The organism is Armatimonadota bacterium, from assembly GCA_020354555.1.
GTDB lineage: Bacteria > Armatimonadota > Hebobacteria.
Genome location: CP070648.1, coordinates 334,787 through 349,862, shown reverse-complemented (window position 1 = coordinate 349,862; position 15,076 = coordinate 334,787). Strand labels below are relative to the sequence as shown.

10 protein-coding genes are annotated in these 15,076 nt (G+C 65.3%); 8 read left to right on the top strand and 2 right to left on the bottom strand.

Annotation, left to right across the window (positions count from 1 at the left end; genetic code table 11):
• Positions 1–23: 23 nt before the first annotated feature.
• A complete protein-coding gene (locus JSV65_01455) occupies positions 24–1,730 on the bottom strand; it encodes a hypothetical protein (GenBank protein UCH35043.1) in 1,707 nt (568 codons plus the stop codon).
• Complete coding sequence (locus JSV65_01450) at positions 1,721–2,482, bottom strand: ABC transporter ATP-binding protein (GenBank protein UCH36668.1); 762 nt, start codon at positions 2,480–2,482, stop codon at positions 1,721–1,723. The genes JSV65_01455 and JSV65_01450 overlap by 10 nt, the downstream gene beginning before the upstream one ends.
• A 560-nt stretch (positions 2,483–3,042) precedes the next feature.
• Here JSV65_01450 and JSV65_01445 point away from each other — a divergent pair.
• From JSV65_01445 to JSV65_01410, 8 genes are all read left to right on the top strand, one after another.
• Positions 3,043–4,062 (top strand): amidohydrolase family protein, encoded by a 1,020-nt coding sequence (locus tag JSV65_01445; GenBank protein UCH35042.1) that lies wholly within the window; start codon positions 3,043–3,045, stop codon positions 4,060–4,062.
• A 14-nt stretch (positions 4,063–4,076) separates the two neighbouring features.
• Positions 4,077–5,360 carry a Gfo/Idh/MocA family oxidoreductase gene (locus tag JSV65_01440; GenBank protein UCH35041.1) on the top strand — a complete coding sequence of 428 codons (1,284 nt, stop codon included), beginning with the start codon at positions 4,077–4,079 and terminating at the stop codon, positions 5,358–5,360.
• Between the two features lie 39 nt (positions 5,361–5,399).
• Complete coding sequence (locus tag JSV65_01435; protein ID UCH35040.1) at positions 5,400–6,773, top strand: aspartate aminotransferase family protein; 1,374 nt, start codon at positions 5,400–5,402, stop codon at positions 6,771–6,773.
• A gap of 57 nt (positions 6,774–6,830) precedes the next feature.
• Positions 6,831–8,240, top strand: a complete 1,410-nt coding sequence (locus JSV65_01430; protein UCH35039.1) for a hypothetical protein — start codon at positions 6,831–6,833, stop codon at positions 8,238–8,240.
• The gene (locus tag JSV65_01425) at positions 8,204–9,709 is read left to right on the top strand and encodes a hypothetical protein (GenBank protein ID UCH35038.1); all 1,506 of its coding nucleotides are present in this window, start codon (positions 8,204–8,206) and stop codon (positions 9,707–9,709) included. The genes JSV65_01430 and JSV65_01425 overlap by 37 nt, the downstream gene beginning before the upstream one ends.
• A 72-nt stretch (positions 9,710–9,781) precedes the next feature.
• Positions 9,782–10,597, top strand: coding sequence for a hypothetical protein (locus JSV65_01420; GenBank protein ID UCH35037.1), 816 nt, complete (start codon positions 9,782–9,784; stop codon positions 10,595–10,597).
• 91 nt (positions 10,598–10,688) lie between these two features.
• Positions 10,689–13,961 (top strand): beta-mannosidase, encoded by a 3,273-nt coding sequence (locus JSV65_01415; protein ID UCH35036.1) that lies wholly within the window; start codon positions 10,689–10,691, stop codon positions 13,959–13,961.
• Between the two features lie 219 nt (positions 13,962–14,180).
• Positions 14,181–15,076 (top strand): ABC transporter substrate-binding protein (locus tag JSV65_01410; protein ID UCH35035.1); only part of this gene is annotated, 896 nt, incomplete at its 3' end.

Genomic DNA, 15,076 nt, shown 5'->3' with positions numbered 1-15,076 from the left:
ACCATCACGGGCTTGACGCGCGTTCAGTCCTCCTGCGCGAGACTCTGCGCGATCTCCGGCTCGCGGCGACTGAGCATCGGCTCGGCGAGTCGCAGCGACAACGCGTAGACCCCGACCGCGTACCCCAGAGCCAGCGGCACGGTCGCCGCGAACCAGCTGGGGCTAATCCAGTACGTCGGCACCACCAACGCGGCGAGCACGGGCAGCGCGAGGGCGAACGCAACGGAGGTCACGGCCATGTACAGCAGCCCGAGGCTCAGCCCGCGGCTCGCCGACTGAGGACGCATGCGCCAACCGCGCACCGTGACCCGGAACGGGCTCCAGACCGAGATGATGTTGCCGACCGAGATAAGAATCGCCAATGCCAGTTCTGCCCACAGGAAGAGCTGAATCAGGACCCCCATGGCTCCGGTCAACGCCCCGAGGATCACTATGAAGCCGACGTTGACGACCGAGAGCGCGACGAACAGGGCAAGGTTCTTGCCGATCAATATGTGCCGGCGCGAACTTGGGAAGAGGAACAGCGCAGACGCGGCGACGCCCTCGGTGCCGAAGATGTTGAACGGCAACTGCGCCTCCGCCATCAACACGAAAACGGCGGCGACCCATGCAATGATTGGGCCGGCCTCGAAGGAAACCGGAGCGTCGTGTCGCCACGTGCCCAGCGCAAGGACGAGCATCACGACGAGCATGTAGACCGCCTGCATCAGCGCCGCCTTGAAGTAAGGGTCGCGGAAGACGTACTTGATTTCCTTATCCATCACGGCTTCGACGACAGGTGGCAGGCGGATGCCGAACGGTGTGCGCCGAGTGCGCGCCGCAGCGTGCCCTGGCGCGGATGCTTGGGGAACCGGTGGCGTCGCGGCGCGAGCGCGCGCGGCACGCCGGCGCACGGGTGCGCTGACCACTTCGCCCACGTACACTAGGCTGACCAGCCAACCGGCGAGATAGATGGTGCCCGCCGTAACGGCGGCCAAGCCGATCAGGAATCCGAGCGCCGCCAGATAGTCGCCACGCGCCGCGCCGGCGATTGTCCGGGCTGCCAGGCCGGGCGGCAGGAGGTTGATGATCTCCCACGTCCGGCTTTCCAGGATCTGCGACCAGTTGAAATGGATCGCGCGGCGCGGCAGCAACTGCGAGGCCGCGTAGACCCCGATCCAGAGCAACGGGAACAGCACGATCATGATGTCGCGGAAGCGGCGGCTGCGCAGAACGCCGGCCGTCGCCAGATTGAGCGCCTGGCTCAGGGAAACGCTGTGGAACAGGAAAAACGCGACCGCCAGGATGACCATGGGCACGGCGATATTCCGCCCAAACCCGATTACGATGACAAGCAGCGTTGGCAGTGAGAAGAGAACCGAGAAATCCAGCAGCGAACCGCAGATCACCCCGACGAAGATCTGGCGCGGCGATAAGGGATAGAGCAGCAGCTTGCTGACGTCGTAGTCCTCGGTCAGCTCGTAACCCAGGAACGGCGCGGTCACCCACATCAGGTAGCCGGCCAGCAGCACGCCGCGCAACAAGTGCTCGTTGAACGGCGGCTTCAGCAGCAGAAATCCCGCCAGGCACCCGCCTGCCACGACCAAGGACGTCGGCAGAAGAAGGAGTACCGCGAGAACCGCCCCGACCGCCGCCGACACCTGACGGCGGTACGTGTGCCACATGAGCTGCCACTTCAGGCGCAGCAGGAGAGATATGTAATCGGCATGTCGGCCGGCGGTCACAGCCAATCCAGCGTCTCCTCGTCAACGCGCGCCTCGACGAGCTTGATGAAAATATCCTCCAACGAGGAATCGCCGCCCGCCTCGGCCTTGGCGCGCAGGTCGGCAAGATCACCCTCGCCGACGATGCGACCGCGATGGATGATCGCCACGCGGCTGCACAGGCGCTCGACGACCTCCATCACGTGTGTGGTGAAGAACATCGTCGTACCGTGTTCCGTGAGCTGCCGCAAGACGTTGCGGATCGCGCGCACCGAGATGGGGTCAATGGCGTTGAACGGCTCGTCGAGAAACATTACTCTCGGCCGGTGGATCAACGCCCCGGCGAGCGCCGTCTTCTTCTTCATGCCGAGCGAGTAGTCCACGATCAGCTTGTCTTTCGCCTCGGTCAGCTCCATCAGTTCCAGCAGGTCGGCCGTGCGGCGGCGGGCCTCCTCCACCGCCAGGCCGTACATGCGCCCGGCGAACACGAGGAACTCCTCGCCGGTGAGTCGTTCGTAGAGGTTGATATCCTCGGGTAATACGCCGATGCTGCGCTTGACCTCCAGCGGCTGGGTCGCAATGTCATAGCCGGCGATGCGAATGGCGCCCGCAGTAGGACGCAGCAGACCGCAGAGCATCTTGATCGTGGTTGACTTGCCCGCCCCGTTCGGGCCGAGGAAACCGAGAAACTCTCCCTCGCGGATATTGAGATCGATGCCGTCCACCGCGACGAGATCGCCAAACTTCTTGGTCAGCCCCGAGCAGACGATGCTGTAGATGTCTGGGCTGTGATCCAACTCCTGGCCTCCCTCCGTTGGCGGTCTTGGCGGTCGCTGCGCCGCCTCACTCCTCCGCGCCGACAAAGTCGTGATACCGGCCCACCCAGCGTCGTTCGCCCGCTTGATGCCATGGACTGTTCCAGAGGAAACCCTGATCCAGCCTGGGGCGACGAGCCTCCGTGAATGCCAACGGGGCACCTCGAATGGCGGGGCACGGTCCCCACAGCCCCTAGCGCGTCAACGGATTCACCCGTGTTACCTTGTGCCGCGGGCCGCCTCTCCCCGCCACACCTGGCTCGTGCTGTGGCATAGTCCGCGAGACGCTTGGCGGCCGAATCGTGGTCCGCTCCCGCCCCATGGCCCCCCAGTGTCAGATTCTCGCCCTGCGTGACCGGTGCCTTCTTGTGGGCTACGTCGGGCGTCGGTCGAACGCGGCCGGCGAGCGTCCGCCGCGATCCTCGTCGTCTCGCAGTCCCTTGCGGCAGGAACGCACGGCAGCAGGGCGTAATCCTTGCCATCGTTGATAGGACGATTCCATCGACACCGTGGAAGCCTCGACTATGGACACCCGCACGGACAGAGACCAGGCGATCTACAGGGATGAGTTCAGCGCGTGGCTGCCCCAGCGAATTGTGGACATCCATGTTCACGTCGTGCTTCCCGAGCACTGCGGGCCGGTGAGTGCCGAACGCCTTGAGGCGAACTGGGCGATGGAGGTCGGGATCTGCCAGTCCTGGGAGCAGTTGCGGGAGAACTACCGCGTCCTGTTCCCGGGCCAGCAAGTGTCGCCGCTCGCATTCACAGGTGTTTACCGGGAGATGGACACCGAGCGCGGCAACGACTATGTGCTCGCCGGATTGGGTGACGGTCAAAACAACGCGACCGGCCTGTTCGTCACGCGGCCGGATTGGAGCGCCAACAGGATAACGGATGCTTTAGCGAAGGGTTTTGTCGGCATCAAGCCTTACCCCGACTTGGCGCTGCAGGAGACCCAGGAAGTCAGCATCTACGATTTCCTGCCGCGAACGCATCTGGCGGCGCTCAATGAGGCCGGTGGGATACTGATGCTCCACCTACCGCGCGCGGGGCGCCTCGGTGCCCCGGAGAACATCACAGAGGTCTTGGAGATCGCCGAGAAACACCCGCGCGTCAATCTGATCGTAGCGCATGTCGGGCGCGCGTACTGCCTGCCGGCGGCGGAGCACGGCCTCCGCCACTTCGCTGATGCACCGCGGATCTATTTCGACGTCTCCGCGAACCTGAACGCCGATGTGTTCCAGCTTGCCCTGGAAACCGTCGGGCCGGATCGGCTGCTGTTCGGCAGCGATCTCCCCATCATGATGATGCGCGGCTACCGGGAGCACGTCGGCGAGCAGTACATCAACAACACCGATGGGCCCTATTCCTGGAACGTCAATCGCAAGAGCCCGGAGGAAGAAGCGACATACACGTACTACCTCTACGAGGGACTGCGTGCGCTCATCGAGGCCCTGCGGCGCGCCGGCCTCGACGCAGCGGCAATGGAACGGATCATGTACGCCAACGGGGCCAGGCTGCTCGGAGAGGCAGCGCGTCGGTAGCGGGTGTCCGCGCCATGAACCACGAGGGCGACAGAGAAAGAGGAAGCAACGTGACGCAGCATCGGCCGAACGCAGGCTGCTCGCGACGAGAATTTCTGCGCCGGAGCGGTGCGGCGCTGGCGGGGGCGGCCTTGGCACACAGCGCGATCGCGGGAGAGCAAACAGTGGCGAAGGAATACAGCAACAAGATCAGGATTGGCGTCGTCGGCGGCGGCTTTGGGGCATCCTTCTACTGGCACGAGCACCCCAACTGCGTCGTCGAAGCTGTTAGTGATCTGCGGCCGGACCGCCGCGAGCATTTGATGAAGGTGTACGGGTGCAACAAGCCCTACGAGTCATTGGAGAAGTTGATTCTCGACCCTGATGTTGACGCAGTCGCGGTGTTCACGGGCGCGCCGGATCACGTACGCCACTGTGTTGCCGCCCTGCGCGCGGGAAAGCACGTTATCTGCGCCGTGCCCGCGGCGATGACGATCGAGGAGTGCCGGGAGTTGGTGGGCACGGTTAAGGAAACCGGCTTGACCTACATGATGGCCGAGACGAGCCATTACCATCAATCCGTCATTTCGGCGCGGAAGTGGTTCGACGGCGGCAAGTTCGGGAGCATTTATTACACCGAAGCGGAGTACCATCATCCCGGCCTGGAAAGCCTCTGGTTCGAGGCCGACGGCCGTCCCACATGGCGGCACGGATTCCCGCCGATGCACTACCCCACGCATTGCACCGCATACCTGATCGGGGTCACCGGCGAGCGGCTGACCGAGGTCTCGTGTCTGGGCTGGGGCGATGATTCGCCGCTGCTCAAGGACAACCGGTACCGGAACCCCTTCTGGAATGAGACCGCCTTCTTCAGGACCGACAAGGGCAACGCCTTTCGTGTGGCGGTGTACTGGAAGGGACCGGTGCGCGGCTGCGAGCGCGGCCAATGGTACGGCGAGAAGATGAGCTTCTTCGATCCTCACCCGAACGGGCTGGGTTCGATCATCGTCCGCACCGGTGACCTGACGGAGACCGACGACGCGGGCTTCGTGCGCCAGCTCTCACCGTTCGAGCAGTACCAGCAGCCGCAGTGGTGGCAGACGGACATGCTGCCGGCACCCCTCCGCCACGCCAGCGGCCACGACGGCTCGCATACCTTCCTGACCCACGAGTTCATTGATGCGCTGATCAACCAGCGCCCGCCGGCCATTGACGTGTACGAAGCCGTCGCCTACACCGCCCCCGGGATCATCGCCCATCAATCCGCGCTCGACGGCGGCAAGCAAATGGCAATCCCGAGTTTCGACCCCGAGCGGTAAGCATCGGGGGTGAATCGTTATCGGAAGGAGATCGCGTGCATGACAACTCGCCCGTTCGAGGAAGCAACCTACTGGGCCCATGTCGATCCCGCATCCGTCCCGCGCATAGTGAGTCCGCCGCCCGGCCCGCGGTCGGTGGAGCAGCACGCGCGCGCGAGTCGCGTCATGAAAGGCTACTCGTCGCAGGTGCGGCTGTTCCCGGTCGTGTTCGAATCAGGCCGCGGTGTGACGCTTACGGACGTGGACGGCAACACGTACATTGACTTCTCGAGCGGGATATACGTCACGAGTCTCGGACATTGTCATCCCAGGGTTGTCGAGGCGGTTCAGCGGGCTGCTGCGCGGTTAATGAATTGCCACGACTTCACGACGCCGATCAAGCTTGCGCTGCTCGAGAAACTCGCGGCGATACAGCCCTGGGACCTGACCGGCGTGCAATTCTACGATTCCGGCACGACGGCGGTCGAGGCAGGATTGCGCGTTTGCCGAGCCGCGACCGGCAAGCTCGAATTCATCAGCTTTCATCGCGACTTCCATGGCAAGACGATGGGTGCGGTAGGGCTTGCCCGCCTCGACCCCAGCCAGGGCCTGCGCGCGCCGGGCTTCTTTCTCGCCCCGCGGCCGTACTGCTATCGCTGCGCGTTCAAGCTGTCGCATCCCGACTGCGGAATTCACTGCGTGGACTACATCCGCGAGATCATTAGGGAGGAGACCTCCGGCCGCGTCGCCGCGATCGTCCTCGAACCGATCCAAGGCTGGGCGGGATCCGTGGTGCCGCCCGACGGGTTCATGCCGCGCCTGCGCGCGCTGTGTGACGAGCACGGCATCCTGCTCTTCGCCGACGAAGTGTTGACCTGCATGGGGCGCACCGGGAAGATGTTCTGCATGGAGCACTGGGATACGCGGCCGGATATCGTCGCGCTTGGAAAGAGCTTCGGCAATGGCTTCCCCGTCACCGCCATAATGGTCAGCGAGCGCTACAAGGACGCCGTCGAGACGATATCCGCTTCGACGAGCTATGGCGGGAACCCGATGGCTTGCGCGGCGGCCCTGGCGTCATTGGAGGTTATTGAAGAGGAGGACCTGCTCAACCGCGCCGCCGCTCTCGGTGACTTCATCCTTGCGGAGTTGCGGGAGATGCAGCAGCGCCACGAGATCATCGGCGAGGTGCGAGGCAAGGGCTGTCTGCTCGCGGTCGAGTTGGTCAAGGACAGGACGACAAAGGAGCCGTTTGAGGAGGCGGGCCGGCTCGTATATCAGAAGGCATTCAGCAAGGGCCTGGCGTGGGTTCCCGCCGGCCACATCCTTCGCCTGTCGCCGCCCATCGTGATGGAGCGTGATGTCGCGGCGAAAGCCGTCGCGATAATCGAGGAAGCGATAGCTGAGACGGAACGCGAGTTGGGCTACGCGTAGTCGGCCGGCGTGCTCTGGCGCAGGTCACGGTGGCTCCGCAACTGCCGGTGCAAGGCAATGACAATGCGCAAACCGAAGATCGGCCTCTTGCCGTTTTACCTCGAGCTGTACGATAGGGCTATGCCGGAAGTGCGGGCGCGCGCCGAGGCGTTCTACGTAACGATCGCTGCGGAGTTGGGATCTCGTGGTCTCGAGGTGGCGACCGCACCGGTGTGCCGCGTGAGGCAGGAGTTTGGCGCCGCGATAGCCTCCTTTGAGGACGCGAAAGCCGATGCAGTTGTCACTGTGCATTTGGCCTACTCGCCGTCGCTGGAGTCGGCCGACGCGCTCGCCGCCACCAAGCTGCCGCTCATCGTCCTCGACACCACGCCGGCCGAGGCCTATGGCCCTGACCAAGACCCTGACGAGTTGATGTACAACCACGGCGTCCACGGCGTGCAGGACATGTGCAACCTGCTGCTCCGCAACCGCAAGCCTTTCCACATCGAGGCGGGACACTGGCGGGATTCCGATGTTCTCGACCGCGTCGCCGCATGGGCGCGTGCTGCGATGATCGCGGCGAATATGGGAAACGCTCGCGTCGGCCGCATCGGCGAGCCATTCCCCGGCATGGGCGACTTTGCCGTCTCCGCCGACGCGCTGCGCGCGACGATCGGGGTCGAAACCCTGGGTTGCAGCCCAGCGGATCTTCGTCAGCTGCTGCCACCCGATGATGACGAAGCCGTGCAGGCGGAGCTCGCTGCGGATGCGTCGAGGTTCGCGGCACAGGGAGTTGACGCCGAGGCGCACCGCCGGACGACGTGCGTGTGCCTCGCAGTTCGGCGCTGGTTGGAGCGCGAGCAACTCACGGCCTTCACCTTCAACTTCCTGGCATTCGACGGGATATGCGGGCTGCCGACCGTGCCGTTCTTGGAGGCGAGCAAGGCGATGGCGCGCGGAATCGGCTATGCCGGCGAGGGCGACGTCCTGACGGCGGCGCTGGTGGGCGCGTTGGCCTCAGCACGTCCGGAGACGACGTTCACTGAGATGTTCTGCCCGGACTGGGCGGGCAATCGCGTCTTCCTGAGCCATATGGGCGAGATGAATATCGAGCTGAGCGCCGACCGGCCGCGATTGGCGGAAATGCAATTCCCCTGGACCGATGCGGCAAATCCCGTGTTCGCTGTCGGCAGATTCCGCGGCGGCCGAGCGGTACTCGTCAACCTCGCTCCGGGGCCGGACGGTATGTACACGCTGCTTGTCGCGCCGGTCGAGATACTCGACATCGCCGGCCGCGACAACATGGCGGATTCGATTCACGGCTGGTTCGAACCCGCGTTGCCCGTCGAGGATTTCCTGGCGGCATACAGTCGGGCCGGTGGCACCCACCACTCGGCGCTCGTCTATGGCGATGTCGCAGACGAAGTCGAGCGCTTCGGCGAGATCATGGGATGGAACGTCGTGACTTTGCCGCAGCGAAGGACTTAGACGTGGGTGCGATCTACCTCGGTGCGGACATTGGGACGACGTCGGCTAAGTGCCTCGCGGTTGACGAAGACGGCCGCGTTCTGGGTTCTGCGCAGCACCCCTATGCGCTGTCGCACCCGCATGAGAACTGGGCGGAACAGGACGCGGAGGACTACTGGCGCGGGCTGGTGGACGTCGTTACTGCCTGCGTGCGTGCGTGCGAGGAACAGGGACGCACGTCGCGCGAGATCAACGCGCTCGCCTTGAGCACCCAAGGCGATACGCTCATCATGGTGGACGAGACAGGCACCCCGCTCGCCCCCGCGATCAGTTGGATGGACACCCGCGCCGAGCGGCAGTGTCGCGAGTTGATCGCCGAGACCGGCCCCCGGTTTTGGTACCGCGAGACGGGAGCCCGGCTGACGCCCTACAGCTCGGCGTGCAAGATCCGATGGCTCGCCCAGGCGGCGCCGGAGCTGCGCGCGCGCGTTCACCGTTTCTGCGGAGTGCCTGATTTCCTCGCTCACAGGCTGTGCGGAAACTTCGTAACCGACGTGCCGAGCGCGTCGTGGACGCCGCTGTTCTCGCCGTCCGAGCGTCAGTGGTCGGAGCAGGTCGTGCGCCGCCTCGAAGTGGATTCATTGACATTACCTCAGGTCGTGGAGTCCGGCACCACTATCGGGGCGCTGCTCCCCGAGACAGCATCGACCCTCGGGCTGTCCGCCGACGCGGTGCTCGTCGCGGGCGCGTTTGACCAGGCGGCCGCCGCGTACGGCACTGGCGCGACAGCCGGACGGACGAGCGTGCTGTCATGCGGCACGGCGTGGGTGCTCTACGCAGTTTCGAGTGTTCCTGTGGTTGACGAGCGCGAGCGGATTGCGATCTGCTGTCACACCAGCGCAAGCGAATGGGGCCTCGTGCTGCCTTTCACGGGCGGCGCTGCATACGATTGGTTTCACGCTGCGTTCTGCACGGGAGTGGACGAGGATACGCGGGCCGAGCCGCTTGTCTTCATCCCGCACCTCTATGGCGGCCTGTCGCCGGATTGGCGGGCTGAATCGCGCGGGAGCTTGCTCGGCCTGACTATGGCGCACAGCTACGGAGATGTCGAAGCCGCAGTCATGCGCGGGCTCGCGTGCGAGGCACGGCGGAACGTTGAAACGGCGGAGGCGCTGTGCGCTGGGATCCCGTCGCTTCGCATGGTGGGCGGGGCCGGCAGGAGTGACGTCTGGCCGCAGATGATTGCCGATGTGCTCGGGCGGCCGGTCGGCGTGTCGGAGCTGACGGAGGCCGCGTGCTACGGCGCGGCGAAACTTGCGGCCGGCGCGGCCGCGCAGGGCTGGGACGAAACGGAAAGCGCTCGCGAGTTCGTGCCCGACTCGCGGCAAGCCGAGGCCGAGAGCCGATTCTACGAGAGATACCTGCGTGCCTACGAGGCGGTGCTGGAGTTCTACGCCGGCGGATCATCCGCCGACGGCGCGCGCGATTAGCAGATCCGCCGCGGCGCAGTGCCGTCGCAGAGCGCTCGAGCGGAGCGCGGCGCACGGGAAACGGAGACGACATTGACCGGCAAAGAAATCCGATTGGGGAAACTGTTCTCGAAGGCCAGGAACGCGGTCGTCGTCGCGGTGGACCACGGCGAGTTCGACGGGCCCCTGCCAGGGATGATTGATCTGCCGCAAGCCGTCAGGCAGGTGGATCGCCGCGTGTCCGCCGTGCTTCTGTCGCCCGGGATGCTGTCGCACTGCGGCGGCGTGTTCAACTACAAGGGCGCGCCGCTGGCGATCGTTCGCTTGAACTGGAGCACGGTCTACTGTTTCCACTGGGGGTACAATGATGCGGCAACGGTGTCGGCGATCAGCGCTGCCGACGCGGCCGCGGCGGGCGCGGATGTCGCGCTCGTCTCGCTCACTCTGCGGACGGGCAGTGAGGCGCGGGACGCGGCGAATGTCGAAGTCTTCTGCGACCTCGCGCAACAAGCCCATCGGCTTGGCATGCCGGTGGTCGGCGAGTGCTTCCCGGCGCGCTCCGACACGTTGTCGAAGGAGGAGATGCACGAGCAGGTCTACCGATCGTGTCGCATTATCGCGGAACTGGGCGCGGATCTGATCAAGACGTTCTATACCGACAGGTTCAGCGAAGTGACGGAGTCCTGTCCGGTGCCGATCCTGGGATTGGGGGCGGAGAAGACGCCGAAGCAGATCGCGGCACTGGAACTCGCGGAGCGCATCGTGCAGGACGGCGGCCGGGGTGTGGTCTTCGGGCGCAACGTCATGCAGTCTCCGGATCCAGGTCCATTCCAGCGGGCGTTGTGCGATGTCGTTCAAAAAGGCGTCAGCGCGGCCGAGGCTGCGAGGCGCCATGAGTTGAAGGACTAGCCGAGGCCCGGTCGGCGGTGTCCGCTATGCAGTCCGGGGGCCGAGGCACGGCGTCGCGGCCGGCCGCTACCTCAACAGGGGATTCTTCGCCATGCTCTTGCCCAGCCTCGCCATCGCTCTTGCGGTTGCCAGTCCAGCCAGCGCCACCGTCGGTGTGGTGGACAGCTCCCTCGTCGAACCCTACGAATGGACGCGAGGCGACGACGCCGCCGCATGGCGCGCCGAGGCGTGCGTGACCGCGTTCGACAAAGCCGGGTTTTCTCCGCGCATCCTCGACGCCGGCGCGCTGACCGCAGACGGCCTGTCATCCCTGCAGGTCATCGTCATCCCTGGTGATCATGTGTACCCGGAGCGCGGCGACTGGGGAGGGCCGATTCTGCGTGCCCTCGCCGATTTCGTACGCGCCGGCGGCGTGTATGTCATGCCGGTCGGTGTGTCGCATTACGTGGCGCGAGACATGGCCACGGGCGTGCGGGACACCGGGCATTTCGGGCCGGACGCACTCGGGCTCAGCTTCGAGGTCAGTAGCGGCGCCGGGCCGGTTAGCCTGACGTCTCAGGGGCGCGCACTTGGCCTTCCCGATCCAGGGCCGCTGTCAGCGACACCCATTCGCTCGCTTCGCACCCCAGGCCCGATGGCGATACTCGCGTGGGATTCCCGCTACACGCCCGCAGTGGTTGCCGTGCCCGTGGGGAAAGGGTTCGTCATCCACTGCGGATGCGGGGAGAACATGGACGCTGCGTTCGCGGAGTGGTGGTACCGCGCCGCCGCCGCCGCGGCCCGGGCCGCAGTCGACGGGAAGCTGCGGCCGATGACCATGCAGGAGACCTTCGCCGCTGAGGGCATCGATGGGTTGTCTCTCGACGACCTGGATCGGCGCGCGTTCAGTCCTGCATCATCCCCGCTTGACTCACCGGCGACCGAGGTGACTCTGCAACCTGGGTCCGCCGAGCACCCACGCGGGCCAGTGCGGCTCTCGCTCGACGGCAAATGGGAAATGGTGGGGTGCGATACCGGCAGGGGAAGTGAAAGCACGTTCCTCGGCAATCAGCCGTGGCCCGACGCTATACGGGCGGACATCCCGTGCAGTGTCCACACGGCCCTGCTCGCCGCCGGTCGGATACCGGATCCCATGATTGGGTTGCATGCAGACATTGCGCGCAAGGCCTGTGATCGCGAATGGTGGTTCCGGCGACGGTTCACACGCCCTGAGGGCATGACGGCGGCGCGCCTGTATTTCGACGGCGTGGACTACTCGTGTACGGTGTGGCTCAACGGGGAGCGCTTGGGACGCCACGAGGGCGCCTTCGGCGGACCTGACTTCGATGTCGGCGATTTGCTGCACAACAACAATGCGCTCGTCGTGCGCCTCGATCCTGTCCCGGCCGACTGGAAGCTTGTCCTCAAGACCAACGTGGTGTACGGGTGGCACTACGTCAACCTGCCGTCGCTGGGCATCTGGCGCTCCGTGCGCCTCGAAGGCCGGCCGACGGTTGATATCCTTGATCCGTTCGTTGCCGCGCGCGACGCGCAGAAGGGGATCGTGGATCTGTGCGTGACGCTTCGCGGGTTATCATCCAAATGGTCCGGCACGCTGCGGGGGACGATTGAACCCGAGAACTTCGCGGGCGAACCACTGCGCTTCGAATACAACGTGCGCGCGGATTCGAGCGAAGCGCCCCTTCACCTGCGTTTCCACGTGCCTGATGCCAGGCTGTGGTGGCCGGTGGATCTGGGGCCGCAGAACCTTTATCGCCTGACGCTGTCCTTCATCCCGACTGACGGTGCGCCCGACACTGAGGTGACGACCTTCGGCATCCGCACCATCGAGACCCGTCCCCTTCCCGGCGGGCCGCTTCCCATGCGCTACCGATGGACCTTCATCATCAACGGCCGCCCGATCTTCCTCAAGGGCGCGAACTGGTGCATCCTCGACCCCCTGCTGAGACTCGACTCCGCGCGGTATGAGCGCTTCTTGGGCCTCGCGCGCAATTCGCATATCCAACTCCTGCGCGCGTGGGGCGGCGGGCTGCTGGAAACCGACGTTTTCTACGATCTCTGCGACCGCCTCGGCGTCATGGTGTACCAGGAGTTCCCGCTCACCTGGCAGCGCTTCGACGTGCTCAGTCCGTCAGTCGTAGATGAAACCGCGACCGGCAATGTACGGCGTTTGCGCAACCATCCGTCGCTCCTGATGTGGGGCGGGGGCAACGAGCACTCAGGCGAAGGCCCGATCGTCAAGCAAATCGGCCGCATCTGCTTGGAGTTGGACGGCTCGCGCCCGTTCCACCGCACCGACCCGTACGGCGGCAGCCTACATAACTACGACGTCTACTGGGGCCGCCAGCCGCTCGACCGCAACCTGTCGCTCGCGGCGCCGTTCATCGGTGAGTTCGGCCTCAGTTCGCCGCCGAACCTGGAGAGCGTGCTGCGCTACTTGCCACCGGACGAACGAACGCTCTGGCCCCCACCGGCCGAAGGCAGCTTCGTCCGCCACACGCCGACGTACAGCGCGCAGCATCTCGACATTATGCACCAGTATGCCTCTCAGTTCCGCGACGCCGACACGATGGACGGCCTGATCACCGGGATGCAGCTCGCGCAAGCCACCGGTTTGCGTCACACGCTCGAGCTGGCGCGGACGCGTTGGCCTGAGGCGACCGGCGTATGCTATTACAAGCTCACGGATGTGTATCCCGCCTGTGCCTGGGCGACCGTTGACTGGTACGGTGTGCCGAAGATCGCCTACTTCTTCACGCAGGACGCCTACGAGCCGCTGCACGCGTGCGCGTTGTTCGAGCGCCTCGCCGTGCCCGAAGGCGAAGGATTGCGGGTCCCCATCTTCCTCCTCGACGACGCCGAAGAACTCACGGGCGAGTGGTCGGTATTGGCTCGTGCGTTCGGTGCGTCGCTGCGTGAAGTCGCGAGGACGGAATTTAACGGCATCGGATTGGCCGACCGCGTGCGCCGGCTGGGCGACCTGACGGTTTCGGCACAAGCCGCCGGCAGCGCGCCGCTGCTCATAGTCACCGAAGCACGCGCCGGCCGGAATCTCCGTGACCGCACGTTCTATTGGCTCAACGTCGCGGCTCGCCCGGGCTGCCTGTTCGACCTCCCCCAGACGCGTTTGGCGACGCGCGTCGAGGGCGGCAACGTTGTCGTCGAGAACGCAGGTTCCGTTCCGGCGGTGGGCGTCCACTTCTACCACCCCGAGGGCTCCGATCGGCTCAGCGTCGAGGACTCCTACTTCTGGCTCGACCCGGGCGAGGCGCGCGTGCTGCAAGTGAGTGATTCTCACGCAGTCCGCGTGCGCGCGTGGAACGCGCCGGCGACGATGATCTCCGAAGGAAAGGATGCTGGGTAGGGAATCGGGCGCGCGAGGGGAAACCCAAGACATATGGATGACGGAAGCCGAGAGATGAGCATCAGAGGGCCGGACGTTGCCGCGACGCCGTGTCGTGGCAAATCCACTCGCCGGGAATTCCTGCGCCAGTGCGCGCGTGGGGCGGTCCTGACAGGCGCCCTACCGAGCGCGCTGGCGGCGCTTGGGTCGGGCTGCGGTCGGCGGAGACGTGGGCTGCGTTTGGACCTTATGAGGGATGCCCTGCGTGTGGCGCTGGATGCGGACGTGACGACGCTGGATCCGGCGATGCATCGCTCGCGCACGGTGGAAGCGGTCGTGCGGAACATCTGCGATGGCCTCGTCACGCGCGACCCCGAGATGCGGTACGTCCCTCAGCTTGCGGCATCGTGGCATGTTGAGGCCGACACGCGATGGGTCTTCAAATTGCGCGAAGGCGTCACGTTCCACACCGGCGAGAAACTCACGGCGGCGGACGTCAAGTTCACCATTGACCGCGTGATCGGCGCGATACCGGGGCTGCCCAAATCGCCCAGAAAAGACCTGCTCGGTCCCGTCGCAGGCGCCGAAATCATTGACGATCATACGATCGCGATCATCACCGACGGCCCCTACCCCATCCTGCACAAGAAGCTCGTGTTCCAGGAGGTCTGTCCCAAGGCGTATTTCGAGCGAGTCGGTCCGGACGAGTTTGCGACGAAACCGATCGGCGCGGGGCCGTTTCGGTTGGCGGAGTGGCGGCCGGGGGAGCGCATCGTGCTGGAGAGATTCGATGAGTACTACGGCGGCTCCCCCGATATCCCGCCGGTCGGGCCAGCGCAGTTGGCAGGGGTCATCTTTCGACCGCTGGAGGAGGCCGCGACGCGGCTCGCCTCGCTCGAAGGGAAAGAGATCGGCATCGCGGTCAATATCCCGCCCGACCAAGCGGATCGCGTGGATAACCTGTCGCACGCGCATCTCTCGGCGGCGCAGGGAACGAGGACCCATTTCGTCGGCTTGAACTGCAGGCGCAAGCCGTTCTCCGACCGTCGCGTGCGGGAGGCGATGCGATATGCGGTGCCCCCGCGACCCATCATCGAGCGATTCCTGCTCGGCCGCGCGCGCGCCCTGCCCGGCAT